The organism is Halorubrum sp. DM2 (assembly GCF_901686465.1).
Lineage (GTDB): Archaea > Halobacteriota > Halobacteria > Halobacteriales > Haloferacaceae > Halorubrum.
The window spans coordinates 820,127-836,581 of sequence record NZ_LR594487.1 but is presented as its reverse complement, the minus strand read 5'-3'; the positions used below and the strand labels follow the sequence as shown (position 1 = coordinate 836,581).

Sequence of the window (16,455 nt, the reverse complement as noted above, 5' to 3'; positions counted from 1 at the left end):
CGCGGTGAATGCGACAAACTCAGCGTGAGCGTCCAGACGTTTCACCTACCTGTCGCTCACGAGTATAAAAGCAAGTTCACCCTCCCCGAATTGAACTCGCCGAGACGGTCCTGCTCGTTCGCTTCGCTCACTGCGCGGGCTGCGACTCGTCTGCTCAATTCGGGTCGGTTGTCCCGCACAGTTAGCACCCGTTCGCTGTCGCTCGCGAGTGTTGAAGTTCAGTCCGCCCTCCCCGAATTGAACGGGGGACAAGTCGATCTACAGTCGACTGCTCTACCAAGCTGAGCTAAGGGCGGTTACCGAAACGTAGCCGTTGGATCGGACTTAAGGGTTCCCTTTCAGAACCGGTGTGATCCGCCGTACCGCAGTCCCGCGAGGCCGAAGCGATCCCCAGAAATCGACTCACGAGACGCCGGCAGCGCGCGGCTGTTAAGTCGCTCGCGGCGGGAGCGAGCCCATGGCCGACGGCGACGACAGACAGGCGACGTTCGGGTCGGACGGGAGCCTCGAAACCGAGACGACGCCGGACGCGACGGGCGAGAACGACTTCGGCGAGGCGAAGGAGCCGAACGAGACCGACGGCGGCTACAGCCGCTACGTCGTCTCCAGTCTCCTCCAGAAGGCGGTCCGCCGCTCCGACGAGGAGGTCGCCGCGTGGGCGGCGTGGGAGCTGGCCCGCTCCGGCTACGCGTGGAACCTCTGGGACCGCCTCAACCTCTACGTCGTCGAGGATCTCCGCGCGGGCAGCGACGCCGCGCTCACGATCGAACGCTACGAGGAACTCGCCACCGAGCGCTGGGAGCCCGCCGAGTGGAAGGGCCGCCTCTGTGCGATCCACGCCGCGCTGGCGGCCGCCCGCGCGCGCTCGACCCGGGAGGCGTCGAACGCGGACGCCTACTTCTCCGCCGTCGCCGAGGTCAGGGCCGAGGCCCGCGAGCGCGGCGAGGAGCCGGCACACGACTTCCCCGTGGGCGACCTCGAACCGGAGGGCAAATTCGACGCCGTCTTCGACGGCCACACCGGCGAGGGGTCGAGACTGGACCGCGGCACGAGGTTCTTCAAGACCCACGGGGCGCGCGTCGGCCCGGAGGGCGAAGACGAGCAGAGCGCGCGCTGGCAGCGGCTCGCGATGCTGCTCGACGAGGACGTGGAGTACGACGCCGCGGAACTCGACCGCGCCGTCGAGCCGGTCGACCCCGAGAATCCATGGCGCGACCCGGGGGACGGGCAGAAGGAATCGGACGGCGAGCAGGACGCGGAAGGCGAAGGCAATCGGGAGGCGGACGCCGACGGCGACAGCGACGACCGCTCCGGCTCGCTCACCGATTTCGGCGAGTAGGGCGTCCCGCGAGCGCGACGGCGACGACCGCGACGAGCGCGGGAACCGCCCCGAATCCGGGCGCTCGCCCGTCGGTGTCCCCGTCGCCCGCGTCCGTTCCGTTCTCACTTCCCTCGACCGTCTCGTTCGAATCGGTCGGCTCCACCGGCGGCGGCGTCGCCTCAACGGCGGCTTCCACGGCGGCGGGCGCGTCGACGACGCCGTGCCCGTAGCGGGCGTCGGGAGCCGTCGCGTTCGTCGGGTGGACCGCGGTGTCGGCGAGTGCGGCCTCGACCGTCGGGGCGGCGACCCGGCCGTCGGTGGCGGCGACGGCGAGCGCCGCGACCCCGCTCACGTGCGGTGCGGCCATGCTCGTCCCCTGCCGGAAGACGTAGCCGTTCCGGGTGCCCGCCGCGGCGCTCGCGACGCGGACGCCGGGCGCGCTCACGTCGGGCACGACGTACGACGCCGGCCAGTCGTCCGGGGGCGCGGAGAACGCGGCCGTCGAGTCGATCCGCCCGCCGCCGGAAAACGGCGGGACGTTCCGGTCGGCGTCGACCGCGCCCACGGCGACCGCGTCGTACGCGTTGGCGGGCGACGAGGAGGCGTTCGCACCCTCGTTGCCGACCGCGGCGACGACGACCGTGCCCGTCGCCCGGGCGTTTCTGACCGGCCCGACGAACCCGGGGAACGTGCCGTTCGCGCCGAGGCTCAACTGGAGTACGTCGGCGTCGGCCGTCGTCGTCGCGTGTTCCATCGCGGCGACGACCGCCGCGAACGTCGCGCTCCCGTTCTCGTCGAACGCGTCGACCCCGTAGAGGGTCGCCGCGGGCGCGACACCGATGTGCGTCCCCGAGGCGTTCCCGCCGGTCACCGTCCCCGCGACGTGGGTCCCGTGGCCGTCGGGGTCGCTCGCGTCCGCGATGTCGTCGCTCACCAGCGTCCCGTTTCCGTCGAAAGACGCCCATCCAGCGAGGTCGACGTCCCGATGGGCCGGATCGACGCCGGTGTCGACGACCGCGACGGTCGCGCCCGCGCCCCGCGTGTCGAACCGATCCCACGCGGTCGGCGCGCCGATCTGCCGCAGTCCGGACGTGGCCCGACCGTCCGGGTCCGCGTCGATCTGGGCGGAACCGCTCGACTTGATCGGCTCGACGGCGACGTTCTCGTGGATCCGCGTCACGTTCTCGACCGCGCGCAGGTCGGCCGCCGTCACCCGGTCCGCGTCGACGGAGACGAGCAGCGCGTTCGCTAGCCAGAACTCGCGCTCGACGCTGATTCCGGGCCGGGAGGCGGCGAACGACTCGAACGCCGCCCGCTCGGCCGCGGCGTGGTCGCGGAGGTCCGCGACGGTCGCGCTGGCGTTCGCGCCCGCCGCCGGAATCCCGTCCGTCGCGCCGAGCGCCGCGGGGTCGTCGACCGGGTCGAACCGCACCACGAGTTCGACCGTCCCGTTCGCTCCGTCGAGCGGGGACTCGGTCTGCCCGACCGTCGCCGCGTCCGGCGCGTGGCCGGCGGCCGCGACCCCGCCGGGGCCCGCCGCGAGCGCGACGAAGACGACGCCGACCGCCAGCGCGAGACCGACCGCGAACGGGACGCCGAGCCGGACCGATCGATCGCGGGACCGCGGTCTCTCGGCGTCGGCCGACCCCCGAACCGGCCCGTCCCGCGGCTGCCCGTCAGTCATGGACGGATCTCCGCGGCTCGGCGCAAATACCTTCTGTTCGGGCGCGTCGCCGGCCGCGGCCCGGCGACCGCGCTCGCGCGGTTCCGGTCTCGATCGGCCGTCGCCGCTCTCCGCTTCCGCCAACCCTTATGTCCCGGGCCGCGTTGGCGCGACCATGACAAACGTCGCAATCGTCGGCGGTGGACCCGCCGGGCTGAGCGCCGGACTGTTCGCGAGCAAGAACGGACTCGACACCGTCCTCTTCGACACGGACGGGACGTGGATGCACAAGGCACACCTGTTCAACTACCTCGGCGTCGGCTCGGTCGGCGGCAGCGAGTTCATGGCGACCGCCCGCCAGCAGGTCGACGACTTCGGCGTCGACCGCCACCAGGGCGAGAAGGTCACCGGCGTCGAGGACGCCGGCGACGGCTTCACCGTGACGACCGAGGAGGGCGAGTACGACGCCGACTACGTCGTCCTCGCGACGGGCGCGAACCGCGACCTCGCCGAGTCGCTCGGCTGCGAGTTCGACGACGACGACACCGTCAGCGCCGACCTCTCGACGGAGACCAGCGTCGACGGCGTCTACGCGACCGGCGCGATGGCCCGCGCCGAGGAGTGGCAGGCGGTCATCTCGGCGGGCGACGGTGCCGCGGCCGCGCTCGACATCCTCTCGAACGAGAAGGGCGAGCACTACCACGACTTCGACGTCCCGGACACCGCGGCCTCCGTGTTCGGCGACCTGATCGACGACGGCGAGTAACGCCGCGCTCCGGTCACGGCTTTACAGCTTTTTTGCGACCACCGCAGACCGCCGCTCAGCGACGCGACAAGCGCCGCCGGAGCGCGTCGACGCCCCGGCGCGCTCCGCGAGCGACCCGCATCCCGGCGAACGCGCCGCGCACGAACCAGTCGGTCGGGATCCGGTCCGGGAACGTCAAGGATCCGACCCGGGAGACGCCGACCGTCCGCGTCTCGGTGTACCGTCGGATCCCCTCCGGCCCGTGTCGGCGGCCGAGCCCGGAGTCGCCGAACCCGCCCATCGGCGCGTCGACCGCGCCCCACGTCGCGAGGAACGCGTCGTTGACGTTCACCGTGCCGCAGTCGATCTCGCGGGCGAGCTCGGCACCGCGCTCCCGATCCCCGGTCCAGACGCTCGCGTTCAGGCCGTACGGCGAGTCGTTGGCGGCCGCGACCGCGGCCTCGGCGTCCGGGACCGGCGTCACGACCGCGACGGGGCCGAACGTCTCCTCGCAGGCGACGGTCGCGTCCGAGTCGACGCCGGTCAGTATCGTCGGCTCGTAGCAGTACGGGGCGACGTCGGGTCGGGCGCGCCCGCCGGTCTCGACGGTCGCGCCGCGCTCCCGGGCGTCGCCGACGTGCGACTCGACGCGGGCCAGCTGGTCGGCGTCGACGAGCGAGCCGAGGTCGGCGTCGTAGTCGTAGCCGGTCCCGAGCGTCAGCGCCTCGGCCTCGCGGACGAACGCGTCGAGGAAGGCGTCGTACGCGGACTCGACGACGTAGATCCGCTCGGCGGAGAGACAGAGCTGCCCCGCGTTCGAGAAGCAGGCCTGGACCGCGCCGCGCGCGACCTCGTCGATGTCGGCGTCCCCGAGCACGACGAGGGGGTTGTTGCCGCCGAGCTCCAGCGAGCAGCCGATCAGGTTTCGGCCCGCGCGCTCTGCGATGACCCGGCCGGTCGCCGTGCTGCCGGTGAACGCGACGTAGTCGACGGCATCGATCAGCGGCGGGCCGACGGTCGGTCCCTCGCCGGTGACGACCTGAAAGAGGTCGTCGGGCAGGCCGGCGACTTCGAGCAGTTCGGAGAGAAGCAACGCGCCGTACGGCGTCTTCTCGTCCGGCTTGAGCACGACGGCGTTGCCCGCGGCCAGCGCGGGGATCGCGTCCGCCATCGACAGCGTGAGCGGGTAGTTCCACGGCGAGATCACGCCGACGACGCCGACCGGCTCGCGGGTGACCGTCGCGGTCGTGATCCCGGGCGCGACCCCGCGGCGGCGCTCCTCGGCGAGCGCGTCGGGCGCTTCGCGCGCGACGTACGAGCAGCCGGTCGGCACGTCGAACAGCTCCTCGACCGCGGTGCGCCGCGACTTCCCGGTCTCGACCTGAAGCACGTCGAGCAGCTCCTCGCGGCGGTCGACGACGAGGTCGCCGAACCGGTCGACGATCCGGGCGCGCTCCGTCGCCGGGGTCTCGGCCCACTCGGCCTGTGCCTCGCGAGCGCGCTCAACCGCGCTCTCGACGTCGGCGGCGTCGCAGGCCGGAACGCGCCCGATCCGCTCGGTCGTTGCCGGGGCGAACACGTCGAGCGCGTCGCGGTCGCCGTCGGCGTCGCTGCCGTCGGCTTCGTCGCCGTCGTCCGCGGGCCGGGAACGCGCCACGCGGTCGCCGAGGACGTCGAGCCGTCGCGCCGTGAGGGTCGGGGCGTCGCCGACCGCGGTTGGGGGGTCCGTCGAGGACATCGGATACCGAACGAACGACCGGCGAAGGGAAAGCGGTACCGGCGGTGGCGGCCGAAGGGGAACCGTCCCGGGGGCCGTCAGTCGGGCGAGTCCGCCCGTTCTTCGATCGATGACCCCGGCGCGTCGTGTTCGGAGAGCATGTCGATCACTTCGAGCAGCAGCGACACGACGAGCGGGCCGACGATGAGTCCGACCGCGCCGAGCGTGAGGACCCCGCCGACGAATCCGACAAAGTACAACCCCGGCGAGATCCGGCCGGTCCGGCCGGCGAGCTGCGTCCGGATCACCGCGTCGGGGACGAAGGAGACGACGACGAGCCCCAGTACCAACACGGCGACCGCCCGCGCGGTCTCGCCGACCACGAGGTCGCCCGCGGCCAACCCGACGACGAGCACGCTCGGACCCACGACGGGGACGAACTGGAGGACGCCGGCGATGACCGCCAACAGGACCGGAGAGCCGTAGCCGAGGATCCGAAACACGCCGAGCGCGAGGACGAAGGTCCCGGCCGCCGTCGCGGCCTGAAGGACGTAGATCGAGTACAGCGTCTCCCGCGTCCGTTCGTGGAGCCGGGTCGGGACGTCGTGGTACTCGTCCGGGACGACGCCGAAGACGGCCGTGGCAACCGCTGCCGGGCGATAGAGGATGCCGTAGACGAGGAACGTGAAGACGACGAGCTCCAATACGAGCACCGGCGCGGCGGCCGCGACCGCGATCGCGACCCCCCGAACCCACGCCTCGGCGGCCGCGACGAACGGCGCGATCTCGACGACCGTCTCGAACCCGCCGACGCTGATCGGGACGACATCGGGAATCTGTCCGAGGATCTCGATCAGCTCTGACCGCCGCCGGTACAGCGCGTACAGCAGCGGCGCGACGAGGAGCGTGGCACCCGCGAAGGCGACGGCGGTGGCGACGACGCACGCGATCCGACGCGAGAGTCCGCGGCGGACGAGCTGTTGACGGAGGGGATACAGGACGTACGCGACGGTGACCGCGAAGACGACCGTCCGCAGCACTTCCGCGAGCACGACCGCCGCGAGCGCGGCCACGGCGAGCAGCAGCGCGCCCAACAGCCGCTGCCGGTTGAGAATCATGACGGCGAGTCGCGATCCCCAAAAAAAGTCGTTGCGGTGGCCGCGGTCCGCCCCGGGCCGCCGTGAACGATGGCGAGCCGGCGGGCGACCGCCGCGAGGGACCGCAGCACCTAACGTCGCGGCCGCCCGAACGACGGTATGCGCATCGACCCGTTCGGCCTCGAACGCTGGTTCGCGGAGTATGAACACGAGGCCGACATCATGCTGGCGGAAAGCGGCATCCGGTCGCTCGACGCGAGCCGGTTCGACCTCGACCCGGGGAAGCTCGGCTACGTCATCCCGACGAACGGCGACCCCGACTTCCGGGAGTCGGTCGGCGACCGCTACGACCGGTCAGCCGACGAAGTGCTCTTCACCTGCGGCACGCAGGAGGCGAACTTCCTGACGTTCCTCTCGCTGCTCGGTGACGAGTCCGGCCTCGGCGAGGAGGAGGTCGGCTCCGGCACGCACGCCGTCGTCGTCACGCCGACGTATCAGGCGCTCCACGCCGTGCCGGACGCGTTCGGCGACGTGACCCGCGTCGAACTGGAGCCGCCCGAGTGGAAACTGGACCCCGAGGCGATCGCCGACGCGGCCCGCGACGACACCGCGGTGATCGTCGTCAACAACCCCAACAATCCGACCGGACAGTACCACGACGAGGCCGCGATGCGGGCGGTCTACGACGTCGCGGTCGAGCGCGACGCATACCTGCTCTGTGACGAGGTGTACCGCCTGCTCGCCGAGGAGCCGCAGCCGCCGGTCGCGAGCTACGGCGCGCACGGCATCTCGACGACCAGCCTCACGAAGGCGTACGGGCTCGCCGGTCTCCGGTTCGGCTGGATCGCCGGTCCCGAGCCGGTCGTCGAGCGCGCGTGGCGCTGGAAGGACTACACCACCATCTCGCCGAGCCTCTTCGGCCAACACGTCGCGAAGCAGGCGCTCGGCCGGCGCGAGGACCGGATCCTCTCGGAGAACCGCGAGCTGGCGGCCGCCCACCGCGACCGTGTCGCGGACTGGGTCGACGACCACGACCTCGACTGGCTCGACCCCGTCGGCGTCAACGCGTTCGTGACGGTCCCGGACGGCTTCGACAACGCCGAGGCGTTCTGTCGGACGGTCGTCGAGGAGGCGAGCGTCGTCCTCGCGCCCGGTCACCTGTTCGGCTTCCCGGACCGGTTCCGGATCGGGTTCGGCCTCCCGACCGACGAACTGGAGGAGGGACTCGACCGGGTGAGCAGCGTGATCGAGTCCGCCGGCGGGGCGTCCGCCGAGGGCGACGCGGTGACCCGGGGCGGGGGTGACGACTGATGGGGCTGGTCGGCGACCTCAAAGACGACGTGGTCGGCCTCGTGCGCGACCCGACCGACGAGCAGAAGATACTGGTGATCGCGTTCATCGCCATGGCGGCCGCCGACCGCTACATGTACTTCAACGACATTCCGTTCGTCGTCCGGACGACGGCGGCGGTCGGCGTCGGGTTCATCGTCATGTTCGTCGTCAGCTACCTGCTTACGGGACAGTTCGTCCCGCCGGACGGAAACGTCGACGACGACGAGGAGCAAGCAGAGTACGTCGACGAACTCGACCCCTGACCGGCGCGGCCGCCGACCCCCGAGCGCCCGCCCGACAGCGTTCCAAACCGTTTATACACGCGCCTCCGGAAATACGGCGTATGCCGCGAGAGCAGAAGCAGGTTCGCGAACTCCAGGAGGGCAGCTACGTGATGATGGACGACGCGCCCTGTAAGATCAACCATTACAGCACCGCCAAACCCGGCAAACACGGCAGCGCCAAGGCCCGCGTCGAGGGCAAGGGCGTCTTCGACGACAAGAAGCGCTCACTCTCGCAGCCGGTCGACGCGAAAGTGTGGGTGCCGATCATCGAGCGCAAGCAGGGGCAGGTCGTCAACGTCAGCGGCGACGAGGTCCAGGTGATGGACTTAGACACCTACGACACGTTCACGATGCGCATCCCCGAGGGCGAGGACTTCACCTCGGACGACAACATCGAGTACCTCGATTACGAGGGCCAACGGAAGATCCTCGGGTAATCGGGTATGTTCCCCGGAGCGACGACGGACCGCGAAACTGCTTCCTACGTGGTCGTCGGCGCTCCGCTCGACGCCACGACCACTTTTCAGCCGGGCACCCGGTTCGGACCGGACCGGGTCCGGCGATTCGCCGAGACGTACGACGACTATGACCGCCGCACCGAGAGCCGCTTCTCCGCGCTCGGCGTCGCCGACGCGGGCGACGTGCGCCCGTGGGACGACGTGCCGGCGTACCTCGACCACCTCGCCGCCGAACTGCGTAGCGTCGGCTACGACGACGCCGTCCCCCTGCTCGTCGGCGGTGAACACACCGTCACCTACGCGGGCGTCGACGCCGTCGACCCCGACACCCTCGTCGTCTGCGACGCCCACCTCGACCTCCGGAGCGACTACGACGGGACCCCGTGGAACCACGCCTGCGTCACGCGCCGGTGTCTCGACGACCTCGGCGTCGACCGCGCCGTGATCGTCGGCGCGCGGACCGGCTCCGAGGCGGAGTGGGACCGCGCGGCCGACGCCGACGTCGAGGTCGTCTCGCCCGAGGATGCGAGGGCGTGGATCGACGCGCTCGACGGGGACGGATCGGGAGACGGACACGGAGGACCGTTCGACGCCGACGGCTCCGTCTACTGCTCGGTCGATATCGACGCCCTCGACCCTGCCTACGCCCCCGGAACCGGAACGATGGAGCCGTTCGGCCTGGACCCCCGCGAGGTCCGCGACCTCGTCCGAGCGGTCGCGCCCCGCGCGGACGGGTTCGACATCGTCGAGGTCAACGACCGGGACGACGGGCAGGCGGCGGCGCTGGGCGGAAAGCTGCTCCGGGAGTTCGTCTTCTCGCACGCGGACACGACGCGCTGACCGTCGACTGCGGGTGTCTCGGAGTGGTCTCTGCGGCGTTGTTTTCACGGTTGCGTTTCTGAGATAGAGCCTCCTAACTGAACGACTATCTCTTCAACGGAGAGTGCGTAGACCGTCATCTCTGTCCCTTTTCTGGAGTACCACGTATCGACGGGCTCGACGATGTTAGCTTCACAGAGGTGCTCTATATGATACTTAGCGTTCTGGATGGACGTGTCGACAGCTTCAGCGATGTCTGATGTTGTTGCTGGTTCGCCGTCAAGCGTCGCCAGTATCTGCTGTGCAGTGTCCGAGGAGACCGTCTGGAGTATATCACTCGGTTGATCATCGTCAACGACGACGTTCGTCCGTTCATGCGGCGTGTGATCGACAGGAGTGCGGTACGGGAATGCAGTTGGCATTGGTATTGAGTCGAGTAAGTTACTGTCCAACGTAGCTGGTTACGCGATCGTCCAGTTGGAGTGACCCGTCGCGCCAGTAGATATACGCCATCAGTACGAGGCCGCCGAGAACGGCGAAGCCGACAAAGACGAGTCCCTCCTCTCCGATCCAGCGCGATGGGCCGACGATGTCGACGGCGAAAAGCTCCGGCGTCTGCTGTGAATGTCCCAGTCCGAATATCGCGCTTTGAGTGAAATTGTAGAACACGTGAAAGCCGATGCTGAGTGCGAGTTCTCCGGTTAGCACGTATACGCCACTTATTACTAATCCTGCAATTAGGTAGTACCCGTAGTGGCTGGGATTCGTTATTTTCCCGCCGTGTAGAAACGCAAACACAAGCGTGCTGAGAGTCACTGCGAGGCCAACGGCTATCCACTGGGAGACGAACCCGTTCGATCCCTCGGCAAGGTTCTTCAACATCGCACCACGAAAGATGAACTCTTCCCACGTGGCCGCGAGCGCGAGATACGCGAACACGACCATCATCGCAGGTACGAACGGAAGATCGCCGGAACCGCGCATCACACCCACGAACGTAGCCCAACCAGCACCGAGAGACACTACGAGTGCCCCACCGTTGATTGCGGTGGCGACGAGCCCACCAACAACGAATGAGTGCCACCACTCTCGGTCAAGCGAGAGTCCGAACTCACTCACCGGGCGTCGATCAATGACTCGTGCACTGAGAAGAATTGCACCGATGAGAATGACGCCAATACCAGTCAATTCAAGCAGTTCTCGGACGGGATGCTCGAACCTAGCTCGGATCGCAGTCTGAAGGATTCCGAGGAGAATGAAGGTTAGCACGGTCGGCAGTAGCGCACGAAGTGGTGCACGTAGTCGGCGTTGCTCAGTGTTCCAGACCGGCCAGAGGAGTTGGAAGACCCTCTGACGGAGGGCGGTCGGAAGGATGCGATCAATCGTCGATCGTAACGACATGTACGACTCAAGAGGACGGGTACAAGTAGCACCATAGGCACGGCTTCCGACCCAGAAGCTGTGACGGGTTTTTTACCCATACCCGTGTCTGGCACGTATATGGACGAGGACGAGGATACCGTCTTGGCGATACTCGACGACGAGTACGCCCGAGCGATCCTCGCTCACCTCACAATTGAACCGATGTCAGTCGATGAACTCTGTACGGCCTGTGAGATGTCCGACGCGACGGCGTACCGCCGTCTCAGTCGGTTACAGGACGCAGACCTCGTGACCGAACAACAGGAGATCGACCCCGACGGCCATCACTATAAACGGTATGTAGCGACGGTCGAGACTGTCACCGTCACGTTCGGTGATGGAGGCTACGAAGTAGCAGTGACGCGCTCGAAAACCGATCCTGCCGACCGCTTCACAGATCTGTTCGAGGGGTTGTCCTGAGATGCTTCTCTTACAGTTGGATGCGACTGGGACAGACCCGTTCCTCGCACTCGGGGTGCTCGTCCTTTCCGTGGTCTCAGTGGTACTCTCGGTGACTATCGCCGTAGTTCTGGTTCGCGGATACCGTCAAGGACCTGCTCACCGTGGAACGCTTTGGCTCGCAGTCGGTCTCATCTTCTTGATAACGGTACCCGAGTTGCTTCGGGTCGGGTTACCGACGGTGACCGACATCGGGGCCGTCGGTCGGTCGATACTCGTCAGTGCCTGTGAACTATTCGGGTTGGGGACGATCCTGTGGGTGGTGTACGGAGGTGGGATGCGATGATAGTAGAGAGTTTGCTGGCGCTGGAACCGCTCAGTATGGTTTCGGTAGCTCGCGGCGTGACTGCCGTCGTTGGGCTGTTTGTCGCTACGCTAGCTTATCGCGGATACCGACGGAACGGCTCTGCGAAGATGCGGGCACTCGCCATCGGTATCGCTCTGCTGACAGCAGGCGTTTTTGTGGCGGTTATGTTTGCTGATCTGACCGGCGCGGGAAACGGTGTCGTCTTACTCGTACGGGGTCTCGTGACAGTTATCGGCCTCTGTGTCGTGTTGTACGCCATTACCACGGCATAGCCGTTTCTGTCGGGGGGGACCGTACAAATATCTTGAACGGCAAAGAGCCAGATAATCGCTCCTTCAGCTGTTGTGATCCGCTTGCCGCCATCGGATTCAACAGAGCAGACTGACGACGAAATCTACTAGGGATGAAAATCCTCAGAAAAGGACAGCGATACTGTAGATTCTCGTGACGGCAAGTTTGACATCCTCCCCGCGCTGAAGCGCGAGGTTTTCTCCTTGTACTCCCGTAAAAGTCGTTGGCTCGTCGATATCACGAAAAAATTTAGGACTTGATACTGTTCCCTGAGTCCGGGGGTTCACTTTAACGAAATAAGCGTCTGCTGTTGTGTTGATTACGCTTACTCTACTGAGTGACTAAGGGTGTAAAACTATCAACTGCGGAGGATTTCAAAAAGCCACTCGCGCAGGCGACAGCGATGACACAGTATCTCCCGGGATGTTGACTGCGGCGCTGAGGACGTCAGACTGACCGGCTCATCACGTTCGCGAGCTGCCGGTCGATGTCTTCGACCTCCCGAGTGAGACGGGTCACCATCTCGGTCTGGCTCTCGTTTTCGTCCGCGATCTCTTCGATCTCGTCGCTGACAACGTGTGCCCGGTCGGAGACGTCGTCGACGGCGCTCGAAATCTCTTCGGCCACGCTCGCCTGTTCGTCCGTTGCGGCTGCGATCTCGCTGATCCCGCTTTCGGTCTGTTCGACCGCCTTCAGAATTTGCTTCTGGTTTTCGAGGACGCCCTGGATGTCGTCTCTTGCGGACTGGATCTCGTCGTTGGCCGCCTCTACCTCGTCGGTTGTTCGGGTCGCCTTCGCTTTGATCCTCGTGACGATCTCTTCAATCTCGTCGGCTTGGTCTTGCGACCGATTCGCTAAGTTCTTCACCTCGTCCGCGACGACGGCGAAGCCGTCGCTGTCGTTGCGTGCCGCCTCGATGTTGGCGTTCAACGCGAGCATGTTCGTCTGCTCGGCGATATCGTTGATCACGCCGACGAGCTCTTCGACCTGTTCGATCTCGCCTTTCAGTTCCGCGACGTCGTCCGCAACCGTTGCCGACTTCTCAGCCGTGTCGTCGACCTGATCGATGACCTCGTCGGCGGTCTCGACGGAGTCTTCCGCGAGTTCCCTTGATTCGGCGCTTTGGGTGCTGACCTCCTCGGCGCTGGAGGCGATCTCTTCGACGGTTGCGCTGAACCCGGAGACGTCGCTTTGGGTGCTTTCGAGTTCGGCCGCTTGTTCGGAGACAAGCTGGGTGATCTCGTTCGATCGATCCGCGACTTCGGAGGTCGACTCGCCCAGCTGCGCCATCGATGTCTCCACGTTGTCCGAGAGCTCTTCTTGCAGGTCCGACAGCGTCTCTCGCTGTTCGACGACGGTGGTGACGTCAAAGAGCAGCTCGACTGCCCCGACGACTTCTCCGGTTGGCGTCTGGATGGGCGTTCCGATGGCGCGGGCATGCGCTTGCGTCCCGTCAGGCCGCTCTGCGGATCGGAACTCGTCTTCGCGGATGGCGGTGCCGGTACGGACGACTTCCTCGGCGAGCGTCTCGTCTTTGCCCTCGGTACCGAACACGTCGTACGCGTTCATACCGACGGCCTCGCTTGCGGGAAGCCCGAGGAGCTCGGCCGTTGTCTCGTTCCATTGGGTGATGTCGCCGGCGGCGTCGACGACGAACGCTGCTTCGGGAAGCTCTGCGATGAACTGTTCGAAGGTATGTCGCCAGAAATCCCCGTCTGACGCCGTCTCCGCGGCTTGGAGCTGGTCGTTCTGTGTAACTGCGGCCATACCGGGAAGCATCAGTTGGGGTTGATGTCGCTTTCGTCGAGATTATTCGTGTTGATATATCCGCCAAGGGTAGTGAACGAGAGACATGCTAACGAGCCGATCATGCCATCTCAATAGGTGAATCAGAAGGCGCAGCCTACGCCAGTGTAATCCCGGCACCGACGTGACACACGTCAGCGTGAGAGCGGCGAGCGCGATGTTGTCCGCCCGCGGTATCCGTCGTCGTCGTTCCGAGTCGACCCCACGGAAGCCATCAGCACACCGACCGCAACTGCGGAGAGGCCGCCAGCGACACGGTGTCGAGAACGGTGTTCTGAGCTCTGCTTCAGCGTCGACTTCGGCCTCGTCTTGTAGTTCCGTGCGACGGATCTTTCCAGTGACCGTTTCGGTAGTTCCGTGCGGAACTCCAGTTTGCGAGGATACTCGTGAATCGTTTGGATACCCTCGGGCGATCGGCATCGGGATATACCGACCGTCTCGTCCGTCTGAACCGACCAAAACCGGTGCCGAGACGCGGGAAGCCCGGCCGTCTTGCCAGTATCCGGCCACCCTAGTTCCTCCCGATAGACGATCAATACAGTTCCCAGATGGTTACGACAGCGTTCGTCCACGGACTCACGCTCTCCGTGGGACTGATCGCCGCCGTCGGGCCACAGAACGTGTTCGTGTTCCAGCAGGGCGCGACCCAGCCCCGACTTCGCCGCTCGCTGCCGACCGTCCTCACCGCCGGGGTGGCAGACACCGTCCTCATTCTGGGTGGAGTTCTCGGCGTCTCCGCCGTGGTGATCGAGTTCGCGTGGCTTCAGACGGTCCTCCTCGGCAGCGGGGTGGTGTTTCTGATCTACGTCGGGTGGACGCTCCTTTCGGCCCCTGCCACGGCTCTCGACTCGCAAGACGAGACGCGTCTGGGCGTTCGTGAACAGGTCGGGTTCACCGCGTCCGTGTCGTTGCTCAATCCGCACGCGATTCTGGACACGATCGGGGTGATCGGAACGAACGCGCTGGCGTACGCGTCGCCCGGCCGGTGGGCGTTCACCGCGGCGTGTCTCCTCGTCTCGTGGGCGTGGTTTCTCGGACTGGCGGCCGGTGGTCGACTCCTCGGGAGTTCCGTTCTGTCCGACGACCGACTTCGGTATCTCAACGTGATTTCAGCGGGGGTGATCTGGATCGTGGCGCTCTACATGGCGTGGCGGCTTCTCGCACTCGTCGGCGTCCGGTGACTCGGTCGCGGCTCTCCCGTGACCGTGTTACCGGTGTGGCCCTCCGACTGGCGATACAGCCGAGTATGGATGACGGAACCCCCCTTCGGTCAGCGCCGGATTCCGCCGACAGGAATCAGTTCGTTCAGTGTGCTGCCTGTGAATCTGCTCTTCGGTCACCGGGAAGGGGAAGTCTCTCGTTTCTGCTGCTCGACCAACTAACGATCCCGCTCGTCGGGTGTGACGACCACCTCGAAGAGTTCCGGTCTCTCTGTGGGCTTGCGCCCCCGCGCCGATCACGCCGAGCGTGGCCGCCTCGGGTGCGAGTTCACGGATTGCGAGCGCGCCGAGACAGTCCGTGCGGGCGTTCGTGATGGTCGTGCCGGCCATGTACGCCTCCGGGCGGCCGGTCCGGGCGTCGGTATCTCAAACGTTGAGACAACACGCGATCATGGCATATGTTATATGGAACCATATCTCGCTGGCTTTTATCAATATTGTATGATTAAGACGGATATATTGATCATGGGTCGCGAATCAGGTTTTTTCACCATACATTTACAAAGAACGTCTTGACTACGTTTTCTCATGTAGTTCCCAAAATGACAATACCATCACTCGGTTCTCTGGTTGGACTCACGCTAGCAATCGTTGCTGCCGTTTTATTGGCAGTACAGAACCTCTGTATACGGATCGGAACAGATTCGGGCAATACTAGCGACGCAGTCATCGTCGTGATGAGCGTTAACCTCGGTCTCATCGGGCCCTTAACTGCTGTTCTCTACTATCCGGACTACGGACTCTCGGCGGTCGCAGTCGGAGCGTTCGCCACGGCGGGAATCGTTGGCCTCGTGTTAGGACGCGTTTGTATGTTTGCGGGAATTAACCGGATCGGCGCAAGTCGAACGACTCCGATCGTGTCGGCCTCAACGCTCGTATCCACTGTGCTGGCGGTTCGGTTGTTTGATGAAACGCTGACACTGCCTCACCTTGCTGGTATCTTTTGTATCGTCGGTGGGGTCGCCGGCATTGTATGGCTGACTGCCTCTACCGATCGACCCCAAGACTCGCTGCGGGAGGTGGGGGCGTTACTACTGCTGCCGGTGAGTGCTGCGGTGTTCACTGGCGTCGAGCCATTACTCCTTAGGGTCGGGCTTGATACGGGGACACCGATTCTCGTCGGACTCAGTGTCATGATGCTCACGGCATTTATCGGATACACTGGCTATCGAACGCTACACGAGAATGCTCTGCCGAGGCTGTTTGAGAATCCGCAGATGAGGTGGTACGCCGGTGCCGGACTGGCAAGCACGATCGGATTACTTGCGTACTTCGGAGCAATCGCTTCCGCCCCGGTGGTAGTCGCGATCCCGATCATCCATACCGCTCCGCTGATCGTCATCGCGTTATCCATCGTCCTTCTTCCACAACACCTTGAGCAAATCACCTGGCGACTTGTCTTGGCCGCGGTGTTCGTCGTGACGGGTGCCTCCCTTGTCACGTTTTCAGGGTGACCGTTCCGCTCCGTTGAATCCACAGGAGGCGGCTTAAGAACGGCCCAAATCCAAGCAGTG

At 65.8% G+C, this 16,455-nt stretch carries 16 protein-coding genes, 1 tRNA gene and 1 pseudogene; 10 read left to right on the top strand and 8 right to left on the bottom strand.

The window, feature by feature from the left end; translation table 11 throughout:
* Positions 1–222 precede the first annotated feature (222 nt).
* Positions 223–296, bottom strand: a tRNA-Tyr gene (locus QOL69_RS04365).
* A 161-nt stretch (positions 297–457) separates the two neighbouring features.
* On the opposite strand from QOL69_RS04365, the gene QOL69_RS04360 reads away from it, so the two are divergent.
* On the top strand, positions 458–1,339 hold the full coding sequence (locus tag QOL69_RS04360; RefSeq protein ID WP_283402175.1) for a hypothetical protein: 882 nt from the start codon (positions 458–460) through the stop codon (positions 1,337–1,339).
* Here QOL69_RS04360 and QOL69_RS04355 read toward each other — a convergent pair.
* Positions 1,320–3,005, bottom strand: a complete 1,686-nt coding sequence (locus QOL69_RS04355; protein ID WP_283402174.1) for a S8 family serine peptidase — start codon at positions 3,003–3,005, stop codon at positions 1,320–1,322. The two genes, QOL69_RS04360 and QOL69_RS04355, sit on opposite strands and share 20 nt — an antisense overlap.
* Positions 3,006–3,159: 154 nt before the next feature.
* Here QOL69_RS04355 and QOL69_RS04350 point away from each other — a divergent pair, with 154 nt between their 5' ends.
* Positions 3,160–3,750 (top strand): NAD(P)/FAD-dependent oxidoreductase, encoded by a 591-nt coding sequence (locus tag QOL69_RS04350; RefSeq protein WP_283402173.1) that lies wholly within the window; start codon positions 3,160–3,162, stop codon positions 3,748–3,750.
* A gap of 55 nt (positions 3,751–3,805) precedes the next feature.
* On the opposite strand, the gene QOL69_RS04345 is transcribed toward QOL69_RS04350, so the two are convergent.
* Both QOL69_RS04345 and QOL69_RS04340 read right to left on the bottom strand, forming a co-directional pair.
* Complete coding sequence (locus QOL69_RS04345) at positions 3,806–5,467, bottom strand: succinic semialdehyde dehydrogenase (RefSeq protein ID WP_283402172.1); 1,662 nt, start codon at positions 5,465–5,467, stop codon at positions 3,806–3,808.
* A gap of 77 nt (positions 5,468–5,544) precedes the next feature.
* Complete coding sequence (locus tag QOL69_RS04340; protein ID WP_283402171.1) at positions 5,545–6,564, bottom strand: AI-2E family transporter; 1,020 nt, start codon at positions 6,562–6,564, stop codon at positions 5,545–5,547.
* A 138-nt stretch (positions 6,565–6,702) separates the two neighbouring features.
* Here QOL69_RS04340 and QOL69_RS04335 point away from each other — a divergent pair, with 138 nt between their 5' ends.
* The 4 genes from QOL69_RS04335 to QOL69_RS04320 all read left to right on the top strand — a co-directional run bounded on the left by QOL69_RS04335 (position 6,703) and on the right by QOL69_RS04320 (position 9,457).
* Positions 6,703–7,854 carry an aminotransferase class I/II-fold pyridoxal phosphate-dependent enzyme gene (locus QOL69_RS04335; RefSeq protein WP_283402170.1) on the top strand — a complete coding sequence of 384 codons (1,152 nt, stop codon included), beginning with the start codon at positions 6,703–6,705 and terminating at the stop codon, positions 7,852–7,854.
* The gene (locus tag QOL69_RS04330; RefSeq protein ID WP_048076246.1) at positions 7,854–8,138 is read left to right on the top strand and encodes a hypothetical protein; all 285 of its coding nucleotides are present in this window, start codon (positions 7,854–7,856) and stop codon (positions 8,136–8,138) included. Before QOL69_RS04335 ends, QOL69_RS04330 begins: the two co-directional genes overlap by 1 nt.
* An 80-nt stretch (positions 8,139–8,218) precedes the next feature.
* A complete protein-coding gene (locus QOL69_RS04325) occupies positions 8,219–8,596 on the top strand; it encodes a translation initiation factor IF-5A (protein ID WP_048076247.1) in 378 nt (125 codons plus the stop codon).
* A gap of 6 nt (positions 8,597–8,602) precedes the next feature.
* A complete protein-coding gene (locus QOL69_RS04320) occupies positions 8,603–9,457 on the top strand; it encodes an arginase family protein (RefSeq protein WP_283402169.1) in 855 nt (284 codons plus the stop codon).
* A 44-nt stretch (positions 9,458–9,501) separates the two neighbouring features.
* Here QOL69_RS04320 and QOL69_RS04315 read toward each other — a convergent pair whose 3' ends face one another.
* Positions 9,502–9,858: an ArsR/SmtB family transcription factor gene (locus tag QOL69_RS04315; RefSeq protein ID WP_048076248.1), complete on the bottom strand. Its 357-nt coding sequence runs from the start codon at positions 9,856–9,858 to the stop codon at positions 9,502–9,504.
* A 19-nt stretch (positions 9,859–9,877) separates the two neighbouring features.
* A complete protein-coding gene (locus QOL69_RS04310; RefSeq protein ID WP_283402168.1) occupies positions 9,878–10,705 on the bottom strand; it encodes a CPBP family intramembrane glutamic endopeptidase in 828 nt (275 codons plus the stop codon).
* Positions 10,706–10,936: 231 nt separating this feature from the next.
* On the opposite strand from QOL69_RS04310, the gene QOL69_RS04305 reads away from it, so the two are divergent.
* Both QOL69_RS04305 and QOL69_RS04300 read left to right on the top strand, forming a co-directional pair.
* On the top strand, positions 10,937–11,278 hold the full coding sequence (locus QOL69_RS04305; protein WP_048076250.1) for a winged helix-turn-helix domain-containing protein: 342 nt from the start codon (positions 10,937–10,939) through the stop codon (positions 11,276–11,278).
* 321 nt (positions 11,279–11,599) lie between these two features.
* Complete coding sequence (locus tag QOL69_RS04300; RefSeq protein WP_052334905.1) at positions 11,600–11,896, top strand: DUF7521 family protein; 297 nt, start codon at positions 11,600–11,602, stop codon at positions 11,894–11,896.
* Between the two features lie 466 nt (positions 11,897–12,362).
* Here the strand turns inward: QOL69_RS04300 and QOL69_RS04295 are convergent, their stop codons facing one another.
* Complete coding sequence (locus QOL69_RS04295; RefSeq protein ID WP_048076252.1) at positions 12,363–13,682, bottom strand: methyl-accepting chemotaxis protein; 1,320 nt, start codon at positions 13,680–13,682, stop codon at positions 12,363–12,365.
* 587 nt (positions 13,683–14,269) lie between these two features.
* On the opposite strand from QOL69_RS04295, the gene QOL69_RS04290 reads away from it, so the two are divergent.
* Positions 14,270–14,902: a LysE/ArgO family amino acid transporter gene (locus tag QOL69_RS04290; RefSeq protein ID WP_048076253.1), complete on the top strand. Its 633-nt coding sequence runs from the start codon at positions 14,270–14,272 to the stop codon at positions 14,900–14,902.
* A 243-nt stretch (positions 14,903–15,145) separates the two neighbouring features.
* Here QOL69_RS04290 and QOL69_RS04285 read toward each other — a convergent pair.
* Positions 15,146–15,304, bottom strand: a pseudogene (locus tag QOL69_RS04285) (ornithine cyclodeaminase family protein); the annotation flags it as partial.
* Positions 15,305–15,483: 179 nt separating this feature from the next.
* Here QOL69_RS04285 and QOL69_RS04280 point away from each other — a divergent pair.
* Positions 15,484–16,395 carry an EamA family transporter gene (locus tag QOL69_RS04280; RefSeq protein WP_283402167.1) on the top strand — a complete coding sequence of 304 codons (912 nt, stop codon included), beginning with the start codon at positions 15,484–15,486 and terminating at the stop codon, positions 16,393–16,395.
* Positions 16,396–16,455: the final 60 nt, after the last annotated feature.

Excerpts from the sequence above, each read along its gene's own strand:
- QOL69_RS04340 (WP_283402171.1), bottom strand. The coding sequence starts at position 6,564 with ATGATTCTCAACCGGCAGCGGCTGTTGGGCGCGCTGCTGCTCGCCGTG.
- QOL69_RS04355 (WP_283402174.1), bottom strand. The coding sequence starts at position 3,005 with ATGACTGACGGGCAGCCGCGGGACGGGCCGGTTCGGGGGTCGGCCGAC.
- QOL69_RS04290 (WP_048076253.1), top strand. The coding sequence starts at position 14,270 with ATGGTTACGACAGCGTTCGTCCACGGACTCACGCTCTCCGTGGGACTG.
- QOL69_RS04320 (WP_283402169.1), top strand. The coding sequence starts at position 8,603 with ATGTTCCCCGGAGCGACGACGGACCGCGAAACTGCTTCCTACGTGGTC.
- QOL69_RS04280 (WP_283402167.1), top strand. The coding sequence starts at position 15,484 with ATGACAATACCATCACTCGGTTCTCTGGTTGGACTCACGCTAGCAATC.
- QOL69_RS04325 (WP_048076247.1), top strand. The coding sequence starts at position 8,219 with ATGCCGCGAGAGCAGAAGCAGGTTCGCGAACTCCAGGAGGGCAGCTAC.
- QOL69_RS04295 (WP_048076252.1), bottom strand. The coding sequence starts at position 13,682 with ATGGCCGCAGTTACACAGAACGACCAGCTCCAAGCCGCGGAGACGGCG.
- QOL69_RS04335 (WP_283402170.1), top strand. The coding sequence starts at position 6,703 with ATGCGCATCGACCCGTTCGGCCTCGAACGCTGGTTCGCGGAGTATGAA.
- QOL69_RS04360 (WP_283402175.1), top strand. The coding sequence starts at position 458 with ATGGCCGACGGCGACGACAGACAGGCGACGTTCGGGTCGGACGGGAGC.
- QOL69_RS04345 (WP_283402172.1), bottom strand. The coding sequence starts at position 5,467 with ATGTCCTCGACGGACCCCCCAACCGCGGTCGGCGACGCCCCGACCCTC.
- QOL69_RS04305 (WP_048076250.1), top strand. The coding sequence starts at position 10,937 with ATGGACGAGGACGAGGATACCGTCTTGGCGATACTCGACGACGAGTAC.
- QOL69_RS04300 (WP_052334905.1), top strand. The coding sequence starts at position 11,600 with ATGATAGTAGAGAGTTTGCTGGCGCTGGAACCGCTCAGTATGGTTTCG.
- QOL69_RS04330 (WP_048076246.1), top strand. The coding sequence starts at position 7,854 with ATGGGGCTGGTCGGCGACCTCAAAGACGACGTGGTCGGCCTCGTGCGC.
- QOL69_RS04350 (WP_283402173.1), top strand. The coding sequence starts at position 3,160 with ATGACAAACGTCGCAATCGTCGGCGGTGGACCCGCCGGGCTGAGCGCC.
- QOL69_RS04315 (WP_048076248.1), bottom strand. The coding sequence starts at position 9,858 with ATGCCAACTGCATTCCCGTACCGCACTCCTGTCGATCACACGCCGCAT.